Genomic DNA, 19,491 nt, shown 5'->3' with positions numbered 1-19,491 from the left:
ACTAATACATACACCATTATAAATCAAATCTTCTAATCTATTCGTATAAGTAATCTATAACAGCTGCAATGTAGACTTTGCAGCATCTTACAACATCTTCTACCTTTACTTTCTCATTATATCCATGAATACTTGGTAAATAAGCTGGCCCATATTGAAGGACAGGTATGTTGTGATCTCTGAAATGTCTTGCATCACTACTAGCCCATTGCATCACACCATATGCTTCATGTCCTGTTACATAAGTAATATTGTCAATGATTGCTCGACACACAGGATCTTCCGCACTTGTGTGGTTGGCATTGCTACGAAATCCAAATCTAGTAATTTCATATTCAATTCCTAGTGCACCTAGTTTATCATGTAAAAATGCAGTCACATCATCTTGAGTGATACCAAATGGAAGTCTACAATCAATTTCGACCTCACAACTTTCAGGAATCATATTCGATTTTGTCCCGCCTTGGATTTTTCCGATATTAACCGTAACATGTTCCAAAACCGGTTGGAATCGTTCCCGGTCTTTTTCTACTTCTCTCATGTATCGCTTTGATTTTTCTATTAGTGGCTTCACTTCATCAGGTATTTCAATTTCAAGTTCCCACAATTTACGAATTTCATTTATCGCATCAATCATATTTATAATAGCATTATTTCCAGCTAAAGGTGATAAACTACCATGACCTGGTTCACCATACACCTTAAGCTTGAACCAATAGGAGCCCTTCTGACCAATCGTTGGGTTAAATCGAGAGGAAGGTTCTGCTATTAAACAACCATCACCTTGAATAAGTTGTTTCTCTAAAAGCCAAGGTACCCCGAACTCTCCACCTGTTTCTTCATCTGGAACAATTGCTAATGTTAATTGACCAGGTAATTCAATGTTCATTTTCTTTAAAAGCGCAAATGTATAAATGAGGCCGCCTAATCCAGCTTTCATATCACTTGCCCCTCGTCCAAGCAACCAACCATCTACAACTTCACCAGAAGTAGGGCTGAAATCCCATTTAGAGTGGTCACCTGTTGGCACGACATCTGAGTGTCCACAATAAATCAAATGTTTTCCGTCACGATGTTCACCAATTGTCGAAACTAAATTATACATTTTTTCGGCGGATTCATACCAAGACGTTTCAGCACCAGCATTTTTTAAATATTCATCTATGTATGTGGTGATTTCTGTTGAATCACCTGGAGGGTTTTCACTTGGAATTTTGATTAATTGACTACATAAATCGATTAATTCTTCTTTATGATCTTCTACAGCTTGAATTAAAAGAGATTTAAGTTCATCCTTATTTGTCGTCATATTATAAAGAAGCTCCTTTCTTCCCCATTTTTTGCAAGTGGCTCAATTTACCATATAGCTCCTCTAATCGGTTGAATTCCTTTTCGTTATAGAAATGACATTTTGATTTTCCATAGAGTTTAGCCACTTCAATACAATAACGTACAACTTCTTCAATGTCTGTCACGCGGCTTGCTCCTGTACCACAACCAGCAACTGCTGTTTCAGCTGTAATCGCAACACCAACCACGGGCTTATCTGTTGAGACTGAAGGTTGAAGAATGCTGTTAATATGGTAGACACCATTTCCATATGGGGTAATATCTTGAATGGTAATCGGCATAGTGACAGGAAGCTTACCAACAGATTGTGTATATACATGTAATAAATCATCACTTACTTTTAAAATATAGCCTTCTTTCACAGTCGGAGTAATCGCAAATCCACGATGATTTATAATTTGATTTCCTTTAGTCGTATCAATCGAAAGAATTGCGTCCATTTCTTCTGCCACTTCATATTTATTCATTGTTAATATATCAACTGGCGAATCCATAAATGGTACAGGATCATGTGGCAATGTAGGTGCATCCGGACATATATGTGTCGTTAGGATTACATCTCCATCTAACATGTCACCTTTATTTGTCATATCTAATAGTTTTGCTGCGATAGACATACTAGATAATGCACCATCACCATCTGAAACAAAGCCAATCATTTCCGGACGAGCCCCAATCCCACCTAAGCGCCCGATAATACCTAAGGTTGGTGCATTCCCTCCGATGGATTTACCATTTTTACCTGATATTAATACTTTGATAAAGTCCGTACTCCCTTTTTCACCCTCAATTGTTTGAATCTCAATTTGTCCATTTGGACTGACTTTTGACAAGTATTCTTTCACTTTTTCTCCTGAAACTGATAGATCATCCATTAATTCATATAATTCCATTACGTATTTTAATGACATTTCCATTCCCCCTAATTTAGTTAACCAAATGACATGATGCTTGGTGTGTGTTTTCTGTATTTACAATTTTAGGTTCTTTTGTTTTGCATAGATCCACGGCCACTGGACAACGTTCATGGAAGCTGCACCCAGATGGTGGGTTTAATGGACTCGGCACTGTTCCCTTTAGAATAATCCGTTCTTTTTCCTCAAATGGATCCTCTTTAGGAATCGCTGAAAACAGTGCCTTTGTATATGGATGTTGAGGGTTGGAAAAAATCTCTTCATATGTTCCAACTTCTACAATTTTTCCTAAGTACATCACCGCAATCCGATCACACATATAACGGACAACATTTAAATCATGTGAAATAAAAATGTACGTTAAATTAAACTCTTTTTGTAATTTTTTTAAAAGATTGATCACTTGAGCTTGAACAGAAACGTCTAAAGCTGAAACGGGTTCATCACATATAACGAGCTCCGGATTTAAGGTTAAAGCTCTTGCGATATTAATCCTTTGCCTTTGTCCACCTGAAAACTCGTGAGGATATCGATCAGCAAATCGCTTATTAAGTCCGACAATTTCAAGTAATTCCTCCACACGTTTTCTTCTGCTGACTTTGTCACCTACCTTATGAATCACGAGAGGCTCGGCAATTAATTCTCCTACTTTTAGTCGAGGATCAAGTGAAGAATAAGGATCTTGGAAGATCATTTGAACTTTCTTTCTCGTTTCTCGTAATCTTTTAGAATTCATTTCTATCAGATTTTCATTTTTAAAATTAACCACACCAGAAGTCGGTTTGATCAGCTGATTAACAAGACGTGCCATTGTTGATTTACCACAGCCAGATTCTCCAACAACTCCCAAGGTCTCACCAGGATATACGTTAAAATTGATTCCATCGACGGCTTTCACACTTTGGTTAGACTTTATAAACGGAATGCTATTGGAAACTGGAAAATGCTTTTTCAAATCTTTAACTTCTAGTAGAACTTCCATCGAAGTATGCATCCTCCTTTCTCACCAACTTTTGATCTATTGTCTGAAAATGACAGGCGACCGCATGTCTATCAGTTGGTTCAATTAACACAGGTGCTTCCTCATGACAGATTTCTTGTGCATATGGACAACGCTCAACGAATGGGCAGCCTTTTATTTCATAGCTTAAATCTGGTGGACTACCAGGAATGGTTGATAATGGGACAAAACTATCCTGAGATTCTGTAATTTGTGAATCCAAAAGGCCCCATGTGTAAGGATGTAAAGGATTTGTGTATATATCTTTGACATTCCCAGACTCGACAACCCGCCCTGCATACATCACTAAAATTTTGTCACACGTCTCCCAAACGACTCCCAAATCATGAGTAATCATGATAATCGACATGTTAAGCTTTGTTTGAAGCTCTTTCATTAAATTTAAGATTTGTGCTTGCACTGTAACATCTAGTGCTGTGGTAGGTTCATCCGCAATTAAAAGTTTGGGGTCACAGGATAATGCTATAGCGATCATGACCCTTTGACGCATCCCACCAGAGAATTCGTGTGGATACATATTTATTCTTTTTTCCGGTGCAGGAATTCCTACTAAATCAAGCATTTCAACTGCTTTTTTCTTTGCTTCTTTTTTTGACATCTTTTTATGTGTTCGAATCGATTCTATCAGCTGATCTCCTACTGTAAATACTGGATTTAGACTTGTGGAAGGATCTTGAAATATCATCGAGATTTCATTGCCACGCACTTTTCTAATCTCATTATTTGATAGTTTTAACAAGTCTCTTCCTTTAAAAAGAATCTCACCACCTGTGATTTTCGCAGGAGGATTAGGAAGCAGACGCAGAATGGATGTAGCTGTAACACTTTTACCAGAACCAGATTCACCAACAATGCCTATATTTTCATTCTCGTCTAGGTCAAAACTAACGCCGTTCACCGCTTTCGTAATGATCGAGCCTGATTTAAATTCTACTTGTAAATCTCTTACACTTAAAAATTGTTCTAACATACGTTCACCTCCCAACTATAACTTCATCTTAGGATCAAGAGCGTCTCTTAATCCGTCACCAAATAAGTTAATACCAAGCACTGTAATCAATATGGCTAACCCTGAGAAAGTGGCCAGTTCAGGGCTAAGTACGAGAAAGTTTTTACCTTCTTGCAACATACTTCCCCAAGAAGCCGTAGGTGGTTGTACACCTAGTCCTAAGAAGCTTAATGCCGCTTCTGATATAATCGCTCCAGCAATCCCCATCGTTGCATAGACGATTAATGGTGCAATACTGTTAGGCACGATATGTTTAAAAATAATTCTTCCATGCTTAGCACCTAATGAACGAGTTACTTCTATATACTCTGCTTCCTTTACGTTTAACACCTGACCTCTAACAACTCTTGCAAAGCCGGGTATATTAGATATTCCAATTGCAATAATTACATTAACCAAGCCTTGGCCTAATACTGTCATTAAGACAATTGCTAATAAGATGAAAGGAAATGCCATCATCCCATCCATAATTCTCATGATGATTGAATCTGTTCTGCCACCGAAATAACCAGATATGATTCCTAACGCTGAACCTAAAACAGCTCCAAATAATACGGCTGAAATTCCAACGATTAAAGATATCCGCGCTCCATAAACAATCCGACTATATATGTCACGGCCATAGCTATCAGTACCTAAAATGTGACCTTCTTTACCTGGTCCTAACAAGGTTTTCGTTACATCCATACTATTTGGGGAATGTGTAGCAAAAAAAGGCGCAAAAATAGCTGTTAACACCAAAAGTAAGATGACAATTAATCCTAATGCTGCGAATCTATTTCTTAATAACTTGCGCATAAAAGATTGTTCTTTTCTTGCTTTTTGATATTGAAGCTCTCTTGCTTGTTCAATCTCTTGAATCGTATTCATGTTCACTTTGCACCTCCACTGTTGGAGTTTAGATTTACTTTCGGATTGACTACTTTGTATAGAATATCAACGATCAAGTTAATCACTACATAAATTACAGCCACAAAAATAACTGTACTTTGAACTACAATAAAATCTCTTTTTTCAATCGCATCAACAATCAATAGGCCCATCCCTGGCCAACTAAAAATCGTTTCAGTTAATACAGCACCGCCTAAAAGATTAGAAAATTGCAAACCGATTACCGTTAGTAAAGGTGTTAATGCATTTTTAAATGCATGTTTATAAATAACCTTATATTCTTTTAAACCTTTTGAACGTGCTGTTTTGATATAATCTTGTGAAATTGTCTCCAACATACTAGATCGAATAATCCTTGCAAATTCAGCAGTAGGTATTGTCGCTAATGCTAAGCTTGGTAAGATAAGATGACTAAGAAAATCCCACAAACCATCATCAAGTGACCCCATCCCTATTGCAGGAAGCCACCCTAGGTTTACACTAAAATAAAGAACTAACATAACACCTAACCAAAAGATCGGCATTGAAACACCAATTAAAGATAAAGTAGTAACCGAATAATCTATAATTGTATTCTGTTTTCTTGCAGCGATGATCCCTGCTGGCACACCTATCACTACGGCTATAAGTAACGCACTAACCGCCAATATAATCGTATTAGGGAAACGTTCCATAATTAAGCCAACAATGGGTTGGTTATATGTAAGTGAATTTCCAAAATCAAAAACAATTAGATTCATTAAGTAGTCGAAAAATTGCTGAAGAATTGGATCATTCAACCCTAATTTCTCCGAATATTCCGCAATATCTTCTGCGCTAGCCTGTGGTCCGAGCATAACAGCTGCTGGGTTACCTGGTAACATTCGAGTGATAAAGAATACAATAACCGCTACGATAAATAACGTCGGTATTAATTGTACAATTCTTTTATATAGAAATTCTCTCAAAACAACCCCTCCTTTGATTCATTATTTGAACCATCGTTACATTATGTGAATTAATTGAATGGTATCATCCTTTATTTTTAATGTAAATATAGTTTTAGATAAATTTCAAACTTTTTTTATTTTCTAACAATTACTATTTACAATTTTCATATTTGTATGATAATTTAATATATATTCAGTATTTGAATAACTGTTTCTATATGTGAATCAAAATAAAGGAGGAAAATGGTATGGGAAAGAGTAATTGGAAACTAGTCTTGTTTGTCATTGTTTTTGGTTTATTTTCATTGGTATTAGCAGCATGTTCATCAGGTAACAATTCAGGAGAAGGTAATGAGACAACTGGAAATGAAGAAAGCGAAGGAACTGGGGAAGGTTCTAGTAGTGGCGGCATATTAAATATTGGTTTATCCTCTAATGCAGCAACTTTAGATCCAATCAATTATACCGGTACATATGAGTCCCAAATTATGCGCTCCATTGCGGACACTTTAATCGTATATGACAAAGATTTACAAAGCTTTGTACCTTCATTAGCAACAGAATGGAAAGCATCAGATGATATGTTGTCTTACACATTCCAATTAAGAGATGATGTCTACTTTCAACCTGGTGAATATCAAGATGGAAGACAAATGACTGCGGAAGATGTGAAATACAGTTTAGAGCGCTCAGCTGAACATTCAGCACAAAACCGCTTAGCTGGTGTTGAAAGTGTTGAAGTGACTGGTGAGTTCGAAGTTGCAATCCACTTAGAGCAGCCAAACTCAGCATTTTTAGCGATGCTAACCGACCAAGGGAATATTATTATTCCGAAAGAAGAAGTTGAAGGCTGGGGAGACCAATTTGGTGCTAACTTGATTGGTACAGGACCATTCATCCTTGAAAATTGGCAAACCGACCAACAAGTTGATTTAGTGAAGCACGATAACTATTGGGGTGAAGAACCTAACCTTGATGGTGTAACTTATAAGTTTATTTCTGATCAATCTATGATGACAAACGCTTTGCGTTCTGGTGATATCGATATTGCAACAGATATTAAAGGACAAAATAGAGAAGTGATTAGCCAAGATCAAAACCTAGAATTACTTTCGACTCCTGGTCTTTCAATTACTTATCTTGATATGAACTTCCAAAAAGGTCCTACAGCAGACCCTAAAGTAAGAGAAGCGATTTTTAAAGCTACTAATGTAGAAGAAATTGTTCAAGGGGTACACCAATGGGGTGGTGGAACTGTTGCAAATGGTGCACTTCCAAAAGGTTCTTGGGGTTATGACGAGTCTTTCGAGTCGTTAAAACCTGAATACAACCCAGAAGAAGCGAGAGAAATTTTAAGTCAAACAGAATATGCAGATGGATTTGAAATTGATCTTTTTGTACTAGAAACACGTACTAACTATGCAACGATCTTCCAAAATCAAATGAAAGAAAACTTAAATATTGATGTAAATATTCAGGTTTCTGAATGGGGAACATTAACAGACACGATTTCTAAAAATAACGCACCTATGAACATCGGTGGATGGTCTTGGTATCCAGATCCATATTTCTTCTTAAACCCTCGTTTCCACTCGAGTCAACATGGATCTAATGGTAACGGTAAAGCATATGAAAGTTCAAAAGTAGATGAACTACTGAACCGTGCACTTACAGAAACTGTTGACCAAGCAGAACGTGCTAAATTATATCAAGAAGCTGTTGCAGAAATTATGGGAGACTTTGCAACAATTGAGTTTGATAACTTAGATATTGCAGTAGGTATCAACCCAAAGGTTAAAGGCTTCAACCTTTCTCCTGATGGATCTATACATGTTGTAAGTCCAAACGGTGTCAACATATCAATAGAGAATAAATAGGTTAAGATGGGTAGGGAAAATGTACTGCTCCTGCCCCCTATTAAGTAGACAGTGAATATAATAAATCACATTAAACGGCCAATGTCCTGTATTCTAGAGGGCATTGACCGTTTTTTCGTTTTTGTAGTATTAAAATAGTACTGTTCACATAAGAGTTCTTTCAGTGGAATCGAAAATGACTTTGTCACAAAACTATTACCAATCTATCAAAAATCTTATTCCTATTAGTCTATCTGTAGATATAATGTTTGGGACACCATTTCCTGACTGATGTTTTGGTTTCAGTCATTAGGATTAATCAGTAGACTTCATAAAAATATAAAAGAGACCACAGCATTTTGCAAGCTCATTCGAACGATGCAAAATGCTGGTCTCATAAAAATCTTTACAAGTCTAGTAATATTAATTGTATTATATCTGATTAAGCTAACTCAGCTGCAACCCGCGCAACAATACTCCTTGAAAGAATGACAGGTAAATTAGAATGTTCCTTCACTTTTCGCTTGTGCTCTTCAGTATAACCCATACAATCAAGGACGATAACGGTTGCACCTAATTCTTTAAGTTTACGAGCAGGTGTAACAAAGTCATCATCTTTTTGATACGGATTTGCACTTTGGACCACAAGGGGTCTGTCTCCCCATTTCTTAACCAATGACTCCTTTTGCTCCATTAAAGGCACCATTACTCCTAGAACACCGTTTTTTTCTAGTACACTATCTACAACAGCATTTAGGATTTTATCTGGAAATAGTAAAGGCTTGTTATGTTTAATGTTAGGAAAACTTCCTGTACAAACAAGAATATTACTAGATACTTCGTTTTCCAATAGCAATACTTTTTCCTGTAATAAAGGTAATATCTTTTGCTTAGACATTTTTGCATAGGCACCTGATCTTAAACGCGATACATAGGTTACGTCTCCTTCGAAAGGAGCAACCTTTTCAATTTCCTCACTTGTTAAGTCGTCTAAAGCACCTAACTCGACAAAAATATTACCTTCACCAATTAAAGGCTCCATTTCTGGAGTCAAATCAACTCTTGGCGATTGACCAATTGTAATTAATCCTATTTTCTTTTTAGACATGGTTTGCACTATTTCCTAATGTTTGTAATACCTTCATTGATCCATAAAGACTCTTTAAGTGGTTAAACTCATCTTCATCATAGAATGTAGTGTTTCCTGCTGTGAATTCCTTTGCGACTTCAATACTGAAACGAACAGCTTGTGCAATGTCCACTTCATGGCTTGCCCCTGTACCACACCCTGGAACAGCAGACTGAGCAGTTATAGCTAAACCTACAACTGGTACATCTGTCGCTATAGCAGGCTGAAGGATACTATTAATATGGTACACATCATTCCCATAAGGGGTAATGTCTTGAGTAGTTATAGCAAAAGTTACAGGGTGTTCGCCTGTTGTCATTGTCATAATTCGTAATAAGTCATTGCTAAATTTAAGAATATATCCTTCTTTTACAGTTGGAGACAATGCGATACCACGGTGGTTTATAATTTGATTTCCTTTAGTTGTATCAATGGATAGAATTGCATCCACCTCATCTAGTACCTCATATTTATTCATTGTAAAAATATCTACTGGAGAACCCATAAAATCAACAGGCTCATGTGGCTCAGTTGGTGCACTTGGACAAATATGGGTGGTAATGGCTACATCGCCTGTTAAACGGTCGCCTTTTATAGACATATCTGCAAGTTTCAAGGCTGCTGCTATAGCAGAAACAGCACCATCTGCATCCGATACAATTCCTATACGGCTTGGTCTTGCACCAATTCCACCTAAGCGTCCAACAATACCTAAAGTCGGTGCACTTCCTCCTACTGATTTTCCGTTAGTTCCTTTTACAATGATCTTTACAAAATCAGTGGACCCATTCTCACCTTGAACAGTTGAGGTAGATGCTTCCACAAATTGATATCTCGTAAATAAATCAACTACTGTTTGACCGTTTATATTAGAATCGTCGAGAAGTTCAACTACATTCATCGCATATTTTAATGACATGTTAATTCCTCCATCTTTGTAATGAATCTATCAAAATAGATGTTCCCCTGCGTAAATCACTTTTTGATCATCAATATATACATCTGGCTTGCTGACAACTAAATCACAATGAACCCCAGCCTCAATGGTTCCACCAAACGTAATATTACTTCCAAAAGCAACATGGATCGTTCCAAACACTTTTTCATCCTCTAAAATGACACCGGTAATACGAGCTTTATTATTTGTACCAATTCCGAATTCAGCTAAACATCTTCCTTTACCATCGCCTAATATCGCTAATAGCTTATCAGCATGTTCACCCACTGCATTAACAATTCGACCTTCTTCAATCTTTAGAGTGATCGGGGTATCAATTTTTCCAATGCCGGTAACAGATCCATCAATAACGATTTCTCCAAAAGCAGTACCCTCAATAGGTGCGATATACGCTTCTCCAGATGGTAGATTACCAGATTCTCCTTTATTTACGTACACGCCCGTACTTGGCACACCATTTCTACCTTCTACAGAAAATACTAATGCTTTACCATCCTTTTCGATTCGTATTTGCTTTGCTGTATCAAGTACCTTTGTCACTTTTTCTGTTAGTTCCTTAACCTGCGTGTAGTCTGCGGTCACAGCCCCATCTAAAAACATATCTTCTGTAATTCCTGGCATTGTTGCAAGTCGTGCTCCATTTGCAACTGCGTTTTTGCGAGCTTTTGTATGTGTTAACGAGTGAGTCGTTACACAAATAACTACATCACTATTTTTCATCGCCTCTGCAATAGCGATCGGTGGTTCTTGTCCTGACTTTTCTCTCTCCTTCATGGTCACGTGTACGGCTTCCGCTCCAAGAAGTTTACCCGCTTCGTATAGATACTCTCCGAGGTTTTTTTTGTAATCGTCTGAAACAATTAACAATTGCTCATCTTCTTTAACATTTAAGCAATTTACTAGCAACCCGCGACAAACTTCCAATAAATCTGACACCTTAATTCAACTCCTTCTTATATGTAGCTACTCCAATAATTCCGTAATCAACTTAACTACTAATGCATTCGAGAGAACTACAGGAATTCTCCCCACTTCTTCCTTAACCATCTTCTTCATTTCTTCTGTATATCCCATGCAATCTAACAGAATTAAACGGACATCTTGTTCCCTCAGACTTCTAGCAGCAGTTCTCAATTCCTTTTCATTAAAAACATACGGAGAAGCCGATACAAAAACTGGCGGAGTTTTACAATGACTCCATTTCTCTAAGAGTAGATTACTTTGTTTTTTTAAAGGTCCGATTATTCCGAATCTTTTTTCACCAACTAACCCTGTTACTGTTAATGGAATGATTTTTTCCGGTTCAATTAACACAGAGTGCTTCGTCCTTAATCCGTTAAAAACGCCAGTACAAAGTAACAGTATCTGCGTACATCCCTGGTCCTCCAACAACTCAATCTTAGATTGAATAACAGAAGTAATCTTGTTTCTTGACATCTTTACAGAATCACCACTAACAAACCGGCTGACCATCGTGTACTCGTTACCTTCTGGCTTAAACGCTATCTCTGCTTCTTGCTTTTTCAGCCCATCCAACACGCCCACTTGTATGACTTCTGTTTTGTTAGCTAAATACTTGTCAAAAACAGGTTGCACGTCTTTTCGTGGCGCCTCACCTATGGTGATCACACCTAATTTATTCATACTGTCCTTTTTCCTTGCGTTTGTAGATGTGATAAAGACCCATATAAACCAATTAAATGCTGATATTCATCCTTGTTATAGAAACTAGCTTTTTCTTCAGTGTATAATTTAGCAACTTCTATACAATATCGTGCTGATTGTTCAACAGCTTCTATATTAGTAGCTCCAGTTGCACATCCAGCAATTGTCGCTACGGTCGTAATTGCAACACCAACAACTGGAACAGTTGTCGCTACACTTGGTTGCAGGATACTATTAATATGGTAAATATCATTCCCATATGGTGTGATATCTTGAGTGGTAATTGGTAATACAACAGGAAAATGACCTGTTACATTTTGGTAAATATCCATTAATTCTTCACTTACTCTAAGAATATAGCCTTCCTTAACCGTTGGAGTAATACTAATTCCAGTATGGTTAACTACACGATTTCCTTTTGTTGTATCAATTGAAAGGATTGCATCCATTTCTTGATCGATCTCAATCCCATTTTTTGTGCTATTATCAATAGCTGATCCCATAAATGGAACTGGAAAATGCGGTTTTGTTGGTGCATCTGGATCAATATGAGTGATAACGATAACATCCCCTTCAAGGTTATCTCCTTTTTCCTGCATATCAGCAAGCTTTAATGCAACAGTTAACGCACCAAGCGCACCATCTCCATCTGAAACAAACCCTTTTACAGAAGGTCTGGCTCCAAGTCCTCCAAGTCTTCCGATAACACCAAGAGTAGGTGCACTTCCTCCAACCGTTTTCCCATTCACTCCTGGTATAAGCACTTTTATATAATCAGTACTTGCTGTACCAGCAGTTTCAGTCCTAACACTTGTTTTAACCCCTTTATACCCGCTAAATAGTTTTTCCACTTTTTCCCCTGATGCATTTGAATCATCAAGAAGCTCAAACAGAGTTTGTACGTATTTATGTAACAATTTATATCACCCCCACGATCTTCTAATTCTTATTTATATGAACCGATTGCTGTTTTATCTAATCCTACTAAGGATGTAATATAAGGAATAATCTCAATATCTAGAACTTTTTCAATAATTTCATAGTTTTTAGCTGAAAACATACCACTACCCAAACGCAGATTTTGGTATGGCGCTGTAATGACCACTATTTTAACGCCATCAGCTAGTTCTGCAGAAGTAATAGGTAATCCGGTTTCTGCTGAGAAAGTCATTATTAAGTCAGGAAACGTAGTTAATCTAGTTCCGTCTAGATCAACTGACATATACTCATTCCAAAATGTTAAGGCATAATCGCCTGATACTGATTTTAATGTAAATTTTCCAAGGTCAAAGCCGTCGATTGTCTTTAACTCGAAATCCCTTACCTGTCCTTCATTAATTACTTTTCCACCGAGCACTGACACAACATTCTCAATCTTTTCTTCAGGTGTTTTGCCATTTACATTAGCCATTCCAACTTCGACTGCATGGGAAATGGCATGAATCGCACCATTATTTTTTATATATTCTGCTTTTACAGGATTTCTAGCAACAGTAACTAATCCTCCTGCTTGCACTGCACCTTGTCTGATCATTTTTGAGGAACCTTGTAGACTTCCTTTTACAACGAGTTCCACCCTTGCATCAGTACCGGGTTTTCCACCTACACCCACTTGAATAGATTGGTAGTTTTCTAACTCTGTTAAACCCATCGATCCCATTATGCCTGTTGGATGTGCTCTACCGTTACAAGCAGCATCTAAGATTGGAATCCCTGTTAACGCTGACTGCAATAAGCCATTTACACTAGCAAACCCTCCATTTTCATTTGTAATGATTGCAGTTGGTTTCTTTCCTAACGCGTTTTCAAGTAATTCAAAAGCAATTAAGTAATCCTGCGGCTTCACATATTGGTTTTTAGCAGCTGGTGCACCAACACCAGAAACAGTAACAACCGTTTCTTCAAGAGAGTTTAATTGATCTAATTGAATAAAAGAGGGGGTTCCCATTTCAAAGGCAAGCTCAGCAAACCTCTTCCCTTTGGGCATGGAACCTCCACCACCTCCCCCAAGGATGCATCCACCAATGACTAATGGTTCAATTAATTCTTCCGTTAATTTATCTAAAATAAACAATGTCTCACACTCCCACTTTTACTTTTTCATTTATTTCCTCAACTAAATGACATCGCGTGTACGATCCAGCTTTTGTCAGTTTTAATTCCGGTGCGGTTAAACAAATATCCTCTTTAAAAGGACAACGAGTATGAAACCTGCACCCTTTCGGCATATTACTTGGGCTCGGTATTTCACCTTTTAGTGGAATTTTTCTCGGTAACATTGATTGCTCATCTTCACTTACAACAGGAATCGAAGAAAGCAAGGATTGAGTATAAGGATTTTGGGGGTGTGTAAATAAGGTTTCGACATCACTATATTCAACAATACTGCCTAAATACATAACCCCCACTTTATTAGCAAAGTTTCTTACTAAGCTCAAGTCATGTGTGATGAAAAAATAGGTAAGATTAAGTTCCTTTTGTAATTTTTTTAATAAGGCAATAATTTTAGCCTGAACTGAAACATCTAGTGCTGATGTTGGTTCATCAAGTACGATAAATTTCGGATTCAAAGCAAGAGCTCTTGCAATTCCAATCCTTTGTTTTTGTCCTCCACTAAGAGAATGTGGATATCGATACAAAAAATCCTCTGGTAGTTCTACAACGTCCAAGAGTTCTTTTACTCGTTTTAATCGCGAATTCGCGTTTCCAATTTTATGAATAATAAGTGGTGCCTCTAGAATATCCTTGATTTTTTTTCTTGGATTTAATGAAGATGATGGATCTTGATGAACCATCTGCATATCCTGTTTCAACTTTTTTAGTGCATCTTTGTTAATATGCGAGATATCTTTCCCATCAAATATAATTTTTCCTTCTGTAGGATCATAAAATCGCATAATTGTTTTCGCCAAGGTCGTTTTACCAGAGCCAGATTCTCCTACTATTGCAAGGGTGCTACCAGCTTCAATATTTAGTGAAATATCATCAACTGCTTTGACATCTCCAACCTTTTTCTTTAAAAAACCCTTATGGATGGAGAAATACTTCTTTAGATCCTCCACCTGTAGGATATAATTTTCCATTGTCATTCCCCTCTTCTTCAAAAAGATGACAAGATACACTCCGGCCATCAGATAATCTTTTTAACGTTGGTGGAACAATATTACATTTATCCAACCTAACCGAACATCGATCATAAAAACGACAACCTGCAGGGGGATTGATAAAGTCTGGAATTCTACCATCAATTCCATCACCCATACCACCACTGAGTTTTGGTATTGAACTTAATAATCCTTTTGTATAAGGGTGGTATGACTCACTGAAAAGAGTATTCGTCTTTGCTTCTTCAATTACTTCTCCTGCATACATGACATAAACACGGTCACTAATCATTCTTGCAACACCTAAATTATGGGTAATGAAAATCATTGAAATTCCTTCTATTTCTACTAACCTTTTTAATTCCATTAAGATTTGATCCTGTACTGACACATCAAGTGCTGTACCAGGTTCGTCAGCAATCAATAGTTTAGGGGTATGGACAAGGGCAAGAGCAATAAGAATTCTTTGTCTCATTCCACCGCTCAGTTCAACTGGATAACGTGCAAGAATGGCTTCTGGATCGGGTATTCTCATTTTTTCTAGAATCTCGATTGCTCTTGCTCTTCCTTTTTCTCTTAACTCTTTTTTCTCTTTTCGAGACATAAATAAAGTGCTTTTTCTCCCTTGGTACATATACACATCAATTAAATGTTGACCAATTGTAAACACAGGGTTAAGGGCTGTCATTGGGTCCTGGAAAATCATCGAAATTCCTTTCCCTCTAATTTTCTGCCATTCGTTTTCGCTTAAATTTAAGACACTTTTGCCTTCAAATGTAATGTCCCCATTCACATACTGTGCAGGAGGAGTCGGCACAAGCCCCAACATTGAACGAACAGTGACTGACTTTCCACATCCTGATTCACCTACAACGGAAATAACTTCACCCTTTTTTACTTTAAGATTTACTCCGTTAATGACCTGTGCAGTTCCCTCATAAGATTTGAAATTCACTTTCAAATCTTTTACCTCTAATAAAACTTCATTATTTTCAGTCAAAATTAATCACCCCTCTTGATCCACTTGAACGTCAAAAACATCTCTTAGGCCATCACCTAATAAATTGAAGCCAAGTACAGTAACCAAAATCGCTAGACCAGGGAATGTTGCTTGCCACCACATTTCTGGGAGGTACACTCTTCCTTCAGCAATCATTGTTCCCCACTCTGGAATTGGAGGCTGTGCTCCTAGACCTAAAAATCCTAAGCTAGCTCCTGTTAAAATAACAAACCCCATATCTAATGTTGCTTTAACTATAATAGTAGAAACGCAATTTGGTAGGATCTCCTTAAAGGCAATTCTCCATTTATTAGCACCCAAACCTTCAGAAGCTAAAACAAATTGTTCTCCTTTTAGTCGTAGAACCTCTCCTTGAACCAGTCTTGTAAACCATGGCCACCAGCCAAATGATATAGCGATCATAATATTGGTTAACGTTGGTTCCATAATAGCTGCGACAGCTAGTGCTAAAACCATCGATGGAATCGCTAAAAAGATATCGGTCGTACGCATGATAATCGTGTTAACTGTTCCGCCCCAAAAACCAGCAATTAACCCAAGTGGTACTCCTATCAAAATAGCAATACCTAGAACTGTAAATCCTAAGAATAAAGAAATACGCGCACCATAAATCACTCGGCTAAAAATATCTCTACCTACTTCATCCGTACCAAAAATATGCTCCATACTTGGCGGTTGGTTCATTTTGTCAAAGAATATCGCGCCTGTTGCTGAATCTGGATATGGAGCCACCCATGGTGCAAATATTGCTGCCAAAACCGTGAGAAGGACCATACCTAGGCCAACTAGACTTAGCTTATTCCGCTTCATTCTGTGCCAAGCGCGTTTCGCTTCTTCTAAACGTGTACTTTTATTTACAAGCTTCTCATTTACAACGATCGTATTATTGTTTAATTTCATCATCATCACCTATGAGTCGTATTTAATCCTTGGATCTAAAATTCCATATAACACATCAACAATTAAATTTCCTATTGCAAAAACAAATCCGATCACTAAAGTCACTCCTACAATTGCGTTGTAATCCTTGTAAACAACACCCTGAACACCGTATTGTGCCATTCCTGGCCAACCGAAAACAGCTTCAACTAAGAAAGCATTACCTAATAATGAACCAAATGACAAGCCTATGATGGTTAAAGTAGAGGTAAATGCATTTTTTAGCATGTACTTATACACAATCATTCCCTTAGGTAACCCATAAGCTTTCGATGCTAAAATGTAATCTTTATTTAGCTGTTCAAGCATATTAGAACGAGTTAATCTCATGATTTGGGCAAGTGTAGCTATGGACAATGCAAAGGAAGGTAAAATGATGTGTTTTAGACTTGTAAAGAAAGCATGGAAATTTAATGTTAGTAAGCTATCTAGTAATCTCATTCCAGTAATAGTAGTAGGTACAACATCCCCCCTACCTACAACCGGCAGTAGAGAGAACCAATAAGCAAACAATATTTGAAGCATGATTGCTAACCAGAACCTCGGTAATGCAATCCCTGAAAGAGCTATCACCCTTGTTACATGGTCTTCCCATTTATCTTTTCTAACAGCAGATATAACTCCTAGAGGAACCCCTAAACCAATTGAAATAATCATTGCTATAATGATCAGTTCAAAAGTTGCAGGAAATGTTTGTATTAAATCAGTAGCAACATTACGATCTGTTCGTAATGATTGACCCATATCTCCTTGAAAAACACCTTTAACATAGTTAAAGTACTGAACAGGAAGCGGATCATTTAACCCCATAGAATCTCTCATTTCTTCAATTTGTTCCTCAGTTGCTTCAGGACCTAATGTCAAACGAATAGAATCACCGGGCATCACTCTTGATAAAGCAAAGATTAAAATCGATAAACCAATGAGAACAGGAATAATATGCAATAATCTTTTTATTAAGAATTCTTTCATCTTGGCACATCCTTACGAATGGTAGAAGAAGAGAAGGCGACATGCCTTCTCACTCCCTTACTTTTTTTATTATTTTACTGTCAAATTATAAAAACCAAGGTCGTAACCTAAAAGACCTACATAATTATATCCTTCTACGTAATCTTGGAATGCAATACGGTGATTTGGATTCGCAACATAAACAGAAGGTGCGTTTTCAACAATTAACGCTTGTGCTTCTTGATAGTTCTCCATCTGTTCCTCAACTACCGTTGACTTTCTAGCAGTTTCTAATAATTCAGTAGTTGCAGCATCGTCATACCATGCAGAAGAACGATAACTACCGTGCGCACTAGGATGATAGATTCCGAATGTATGACTATCAACATGCGGGTATTTCAATGTATCTGAGATACTAGCAATATGCGGAGTTGTTTCAACTTTTGCAGTTGTTTCAGTAATCTGTGTCCAGGGACCACCATTTAGCTTAACCGTAATACCGATTTCAGCTAAATTACTTTGAAGTAATTGTGCAATTTGTCTTTGGAATGGATTTTCTGATAGATACATGAATTCAACTTCTAGCTCTTGACCTGCATACTTTGATTGAGCTAAATATTCTTTTGCTTTCTCAATATCCTTGTTATATACAGTTACCTGATCATTATGACCTGGAACCAATACTGGAACTGGACCTTGGGCTTGAACAGCACCATTCATTATTTGTTCTGTTGCTATAGTGTAATCAAATGCATAAGAGATCGCTTTACGTACATTTACATCATCTGTTGGTGCTTTTTGTGTGTTAATTGGTAAGTGGTATAACTGAACACTAGGATCTTCCTGAACTTTTATACCTTCTGTTGAAGCAAATTCTTTATAAGTATCCACTGTTAACCATTGGTGAACCATATCTGCTTCACCAGAAACTAACATTGTCTTAACTGTTGCTTGCTCAGTGATAATTTTCATTTGGAATTCTTCAATTTGTCCTTCTGACCAACCCTTGAAGTAATTATCATATTTAGCAAAAGTAAGTTGAGATCCACGCTCCCATTTTTCTAACGTATATGGACCAGAACCTGCAACCTTTTCTTCTAAATACTTTTGACCGTAGTCTCCATTATCACCAAACTCACCGTCTGCTTGATTCGCTTTGAGTGTTTCGCTATCAACAATAAATAATTGCGTTAATGTTGATACAAATGGCGCGTATGCACTATCTAAAGTAAATTCAACTGTATAATCATCTTTTGCCACCACATTATCAGGATTTAATACACCACTCCATAGCCATGAAAAACCTTGTTTAATTGCCATCATCCGTTGAATTGAATATACAACGTCTTTAGCAGTTAATGGATTTCCACTTTGGAAAGTAACTCCTTCAGTTAACTTGAAAGTGTATGTTTTACCGTCCTCAGACACTTCCCACGTTTCAGCAATATGTGAACCAGGTTCCATTGAACCTTCCTTCACCTTCGGATAAACAAGCGGATCATATGTATTAAGCACCGCGATTAACTCTGTCTCATCCGTGTGTTTTGCTGGATCCACAGAACCGACAACCTGCTGTGCAACATATACGAATGGTCGGTCAGGCATTCCAGAATTACTATCTGTTGAAGAAGTATTTGAGTCTCCTTCGTTTGAATCATTAGTAGGTTCAGTTGTACTACTGCTGCATCCTACAATCACCATCATAATGATTAAGATTGTAATAAAACTTGATAAACTCTTTTTCATCAAAAAAC

The 19,491-nt window shown here is 37.3% G+C and carries 18 protein-coding genes; 1 reads left to right on the top strand and 17 read right to left on the bottom strand.

Annotated features, from left to right (window positions below):
- Positions 1-37: 37 nt before the first annotated feature.
- From BK579_RS08375 to BK579_RS08350, 6 genes are read right to left on the bottom strand one after another with little or no spacing between them, the layout of a single operon-like run.
- Positions 38-1,309 (bottom strand): M20 family metallopeptidase, encoded by a 1,272-nt coding sequence (locus BK579_RS08375; RefSeq protein WP_078544757.1) that lies wholly within the window; start codon positions 1,307-1,309, stop codon positions 38-40.
- 1 nt (position 1,310) lies between these two features.
- Positions 1,311-2,261 (bottom strand): DUF1177 domain-containing protein, encoded by a 951-nt coding sequence (locus BK579_RS08370; protein ID WP_078544756.1) that lies wholly within the window; start codon positions 2,259-2,261, stop codon positions 1,311-1,313.
- A gap of 16 nt (positions 2,262-2,277) precedes the next feature.
- Entirely contained in the window at positions 2,278-3,246 is a 969-nt protein-coding gene (locus BK579_RS08365) for an ABC transporter ATP-binding protein (RefSeq protein WP_139365072.1), read from the bottom strand.
- Positions 3,224-4,255 carry an ABC transporter ATP-binding protein gene (locus BK579_RS08360; RefSeq protein ID WP_078544754.1) on the bottom strand — a complete coding sequence of 344 codons (1,032 nt, stop codon included), beginning with the start codon at positions 4,253-4,255 and terminating at the stop codon, positions 3,224-3,226. Before BK579_RS08360 ends, BK579_RS08365 begins: the two co-directional genes overlap by 23 nt.
- 15 nt (positions 4,256-4,270) lie before the next feature.
- Complete coding sequence (locus BK579_RS08355) at positions 4,271-5,164, bottom strand: ABC transporter permease (RefSeq protein ID WP_078550470.1); 894 nt, start codon at positions 5,162-5,164, stop codon at positions 4,271-4,273.
- 2 nt (positions 5,165-5,166) lie between these two features.
- Complete coding sequence (locus tag BK579_RS08350; RefSeq protein ID WP_078544753.1) at positions 5,167-6,132, bottom strand: ABC transporter permease; 966 nt, start codon at positions 6,130-6,132, stop codon at positions 5,167-5,169.
- A 230-nt stretch (positions 6,133-6,362) separates the two neighbouring features.
- On the opposite strand from BK579_RS08350, the gene BK579_RS08345 reads away from it, so the two are divergent.
- Positions 6,363-7,991, top strand: coding sequence for an ABC transporter substrate-binding protein (locus tag BK579_RS08345; RefSeq protein WP_078544752.1), 1,629 nt, complete (start codon positions 6,363-6,365; stop codon positions 7,989-7,991).
- 421 nt (positions 7,992-8,412) lie between these two features.
- On the opposite strand, the gene BK579_RS08340 is transcribed toward BK579_RS08345, so the two are convergent.
- The 11 genes from BK579_RS08340 to BK579_RS08290 all read right to left on the bottom strand — a co-directional run bounded on the left by BK579_RS08340 (position 8,413) and on the right by BK579_RS08290 (position 19,483).
- On the bottom strand, positions 8,413-9,078 hold the full coding sequence (locus BK579_RS08340) for an AroM family protein (protein WP_078544751.1): 666 nt from the start codon (positions 9,076-9,078) through the stop codon (positions 8,413-8,415).
- On the bottom strand, positions 9,071-10,018 hold the full coding sequence (locus BK579_RS08335; RefSeq protein WP_078544750.1) for a DUF1177 domain-containing protein: 948 nt from the start codon (positions 10,016-10,018) through the stop codon (positions 9,071-9,073). Before BK579_RS08335 ends, BK579_RS08340 begins: the two co-directional genes overlap by 8 nt.
- Positions 10,019-10,048: 30 nt before the next feature.
- Positions 10,049-10,993 carry an aminopeptidase gene (locus BK579_RS08330; protein WP_078544749.1) on the bottom strand — a complete coding sequence of 315 codons (945 nt, stop codon included), beginning with the start codon at positions 10,991-10,993 and terminating at the stop codon, positions 10,049-10,051.
- A gap of 27 nt (positions 10,994-11,020) precedes the next feature.
- Positions 11,021-11,701 carry an AroM family protein gene (locus BK579_RS08325; RefSeq protein WP_078544748.1) on the bottom strand — a complete coding sequence of 227 codons (681 nt, stop codon included), beginning with the start codon at positions 11,699-11,701 and terminating at the stop codon, positions 11,021-11,023.
- The gene (locus tag BK579_RS08320) at positions 11,698-12,639 is read right to left on the bottom strand and encodes a DUF1177 domain-containing protein (RefSeq protein WP_078544747.1); all 942 of its coding nucleotides are present in this window, start codon (positions 12,637-12,639) and stop codon (positions 11,698-11,700) included. The genes BK579_RS08325 and BK579_RS08320 overlap by 4 nt, the downstream gene beginning before the upstream one ends.
- A 29-nt stretch (positions 12,640-12,668) precedes the next feature.
- Complete coding sequence (locus BK579_RS08315; RefSeq protein WP_235848382.1) at positions 12,669-13,796, bottom strand: S-methyl thiohydantoin desulfurase domain-containing protein; 1,128 nt, start codon at positions 13,794-13,796, stop codon at positions 12,669-12,671.
- 4 nt (positions 13,797-13,800) lie between these two features.
- Entirely contained in the window at positions 13,801-14,805 is a 1,005-nt protein-coding gene (locus tag BK579_RS08310; RefSeq protein WP_078544746.1) for an ABC transporter ATP-binding protein, read from the bottom strand.
- Complete coding sequence (locus tag BK579_RS08305; protein WP_078544745.1) at positions 14,750-15,826, bottom strand: ABC transporter ATP-binding protein; 1,077 nt, start codon at positions 15,824-15,826, stop codon at positions 14,750-14,752. Before BK579_RS08305 ends, BK579_RS08310 begins: the two co-directional genes overlap by 56 nt.
- A 6-nt stretch (positions 15,827-15,832) precedes the next feature.
- Positions 15,833-16,747 (bottom strand): ABC transporter permease, encoded by a 915-nt coding sequence (locus BK579_RS08300; protein WP_139365071.1) that lies wholly within the window; start codon positions 16,745-16,747, stop codon positions 15,833-15,835.
- Between the two features lie 9 nt (positions 16,748-16,756).
- Entirely contained in the window at positions 16,757-17,758 is a 1,002-nt protein-coding gene (locus tag BK579_RS08295; protein WP_078544743.1) for an ABC transporter permease, read from the bottom strand.
- A 69-nt stretch (positions 17,759-17,827) separates the two neighbouring features.
- Positions 17,828-19,483, bottom strand: coding sequence for an ABC transporter substrate-binding protein (locus BK579_RS08290; RefSeq protein ID WP_078544742.1), 1,656 nt, complete (start codon positions 19,481-19,483; stop codon positions 17,828-17,830).
- Between the last annotated feature and the right edge of the window lie 8 nt (positions 19,484-19,491).

Source organism: Litchfieldia alkalitelluris, assembly GCF_002019645.1.
In the GTDB taxonomy this organism is placed as follows: domain Bacteria; phylum Bacillota; class Bacilli; order Bacillales; family Bacillaceae_L; genus Litchfieldia; species Litchfieldia alkalitelluris.
Note: the sequence above shows the minus strand (reverse complement) of the source record. Positions and strands in the feature narration are given on the sequence as shown.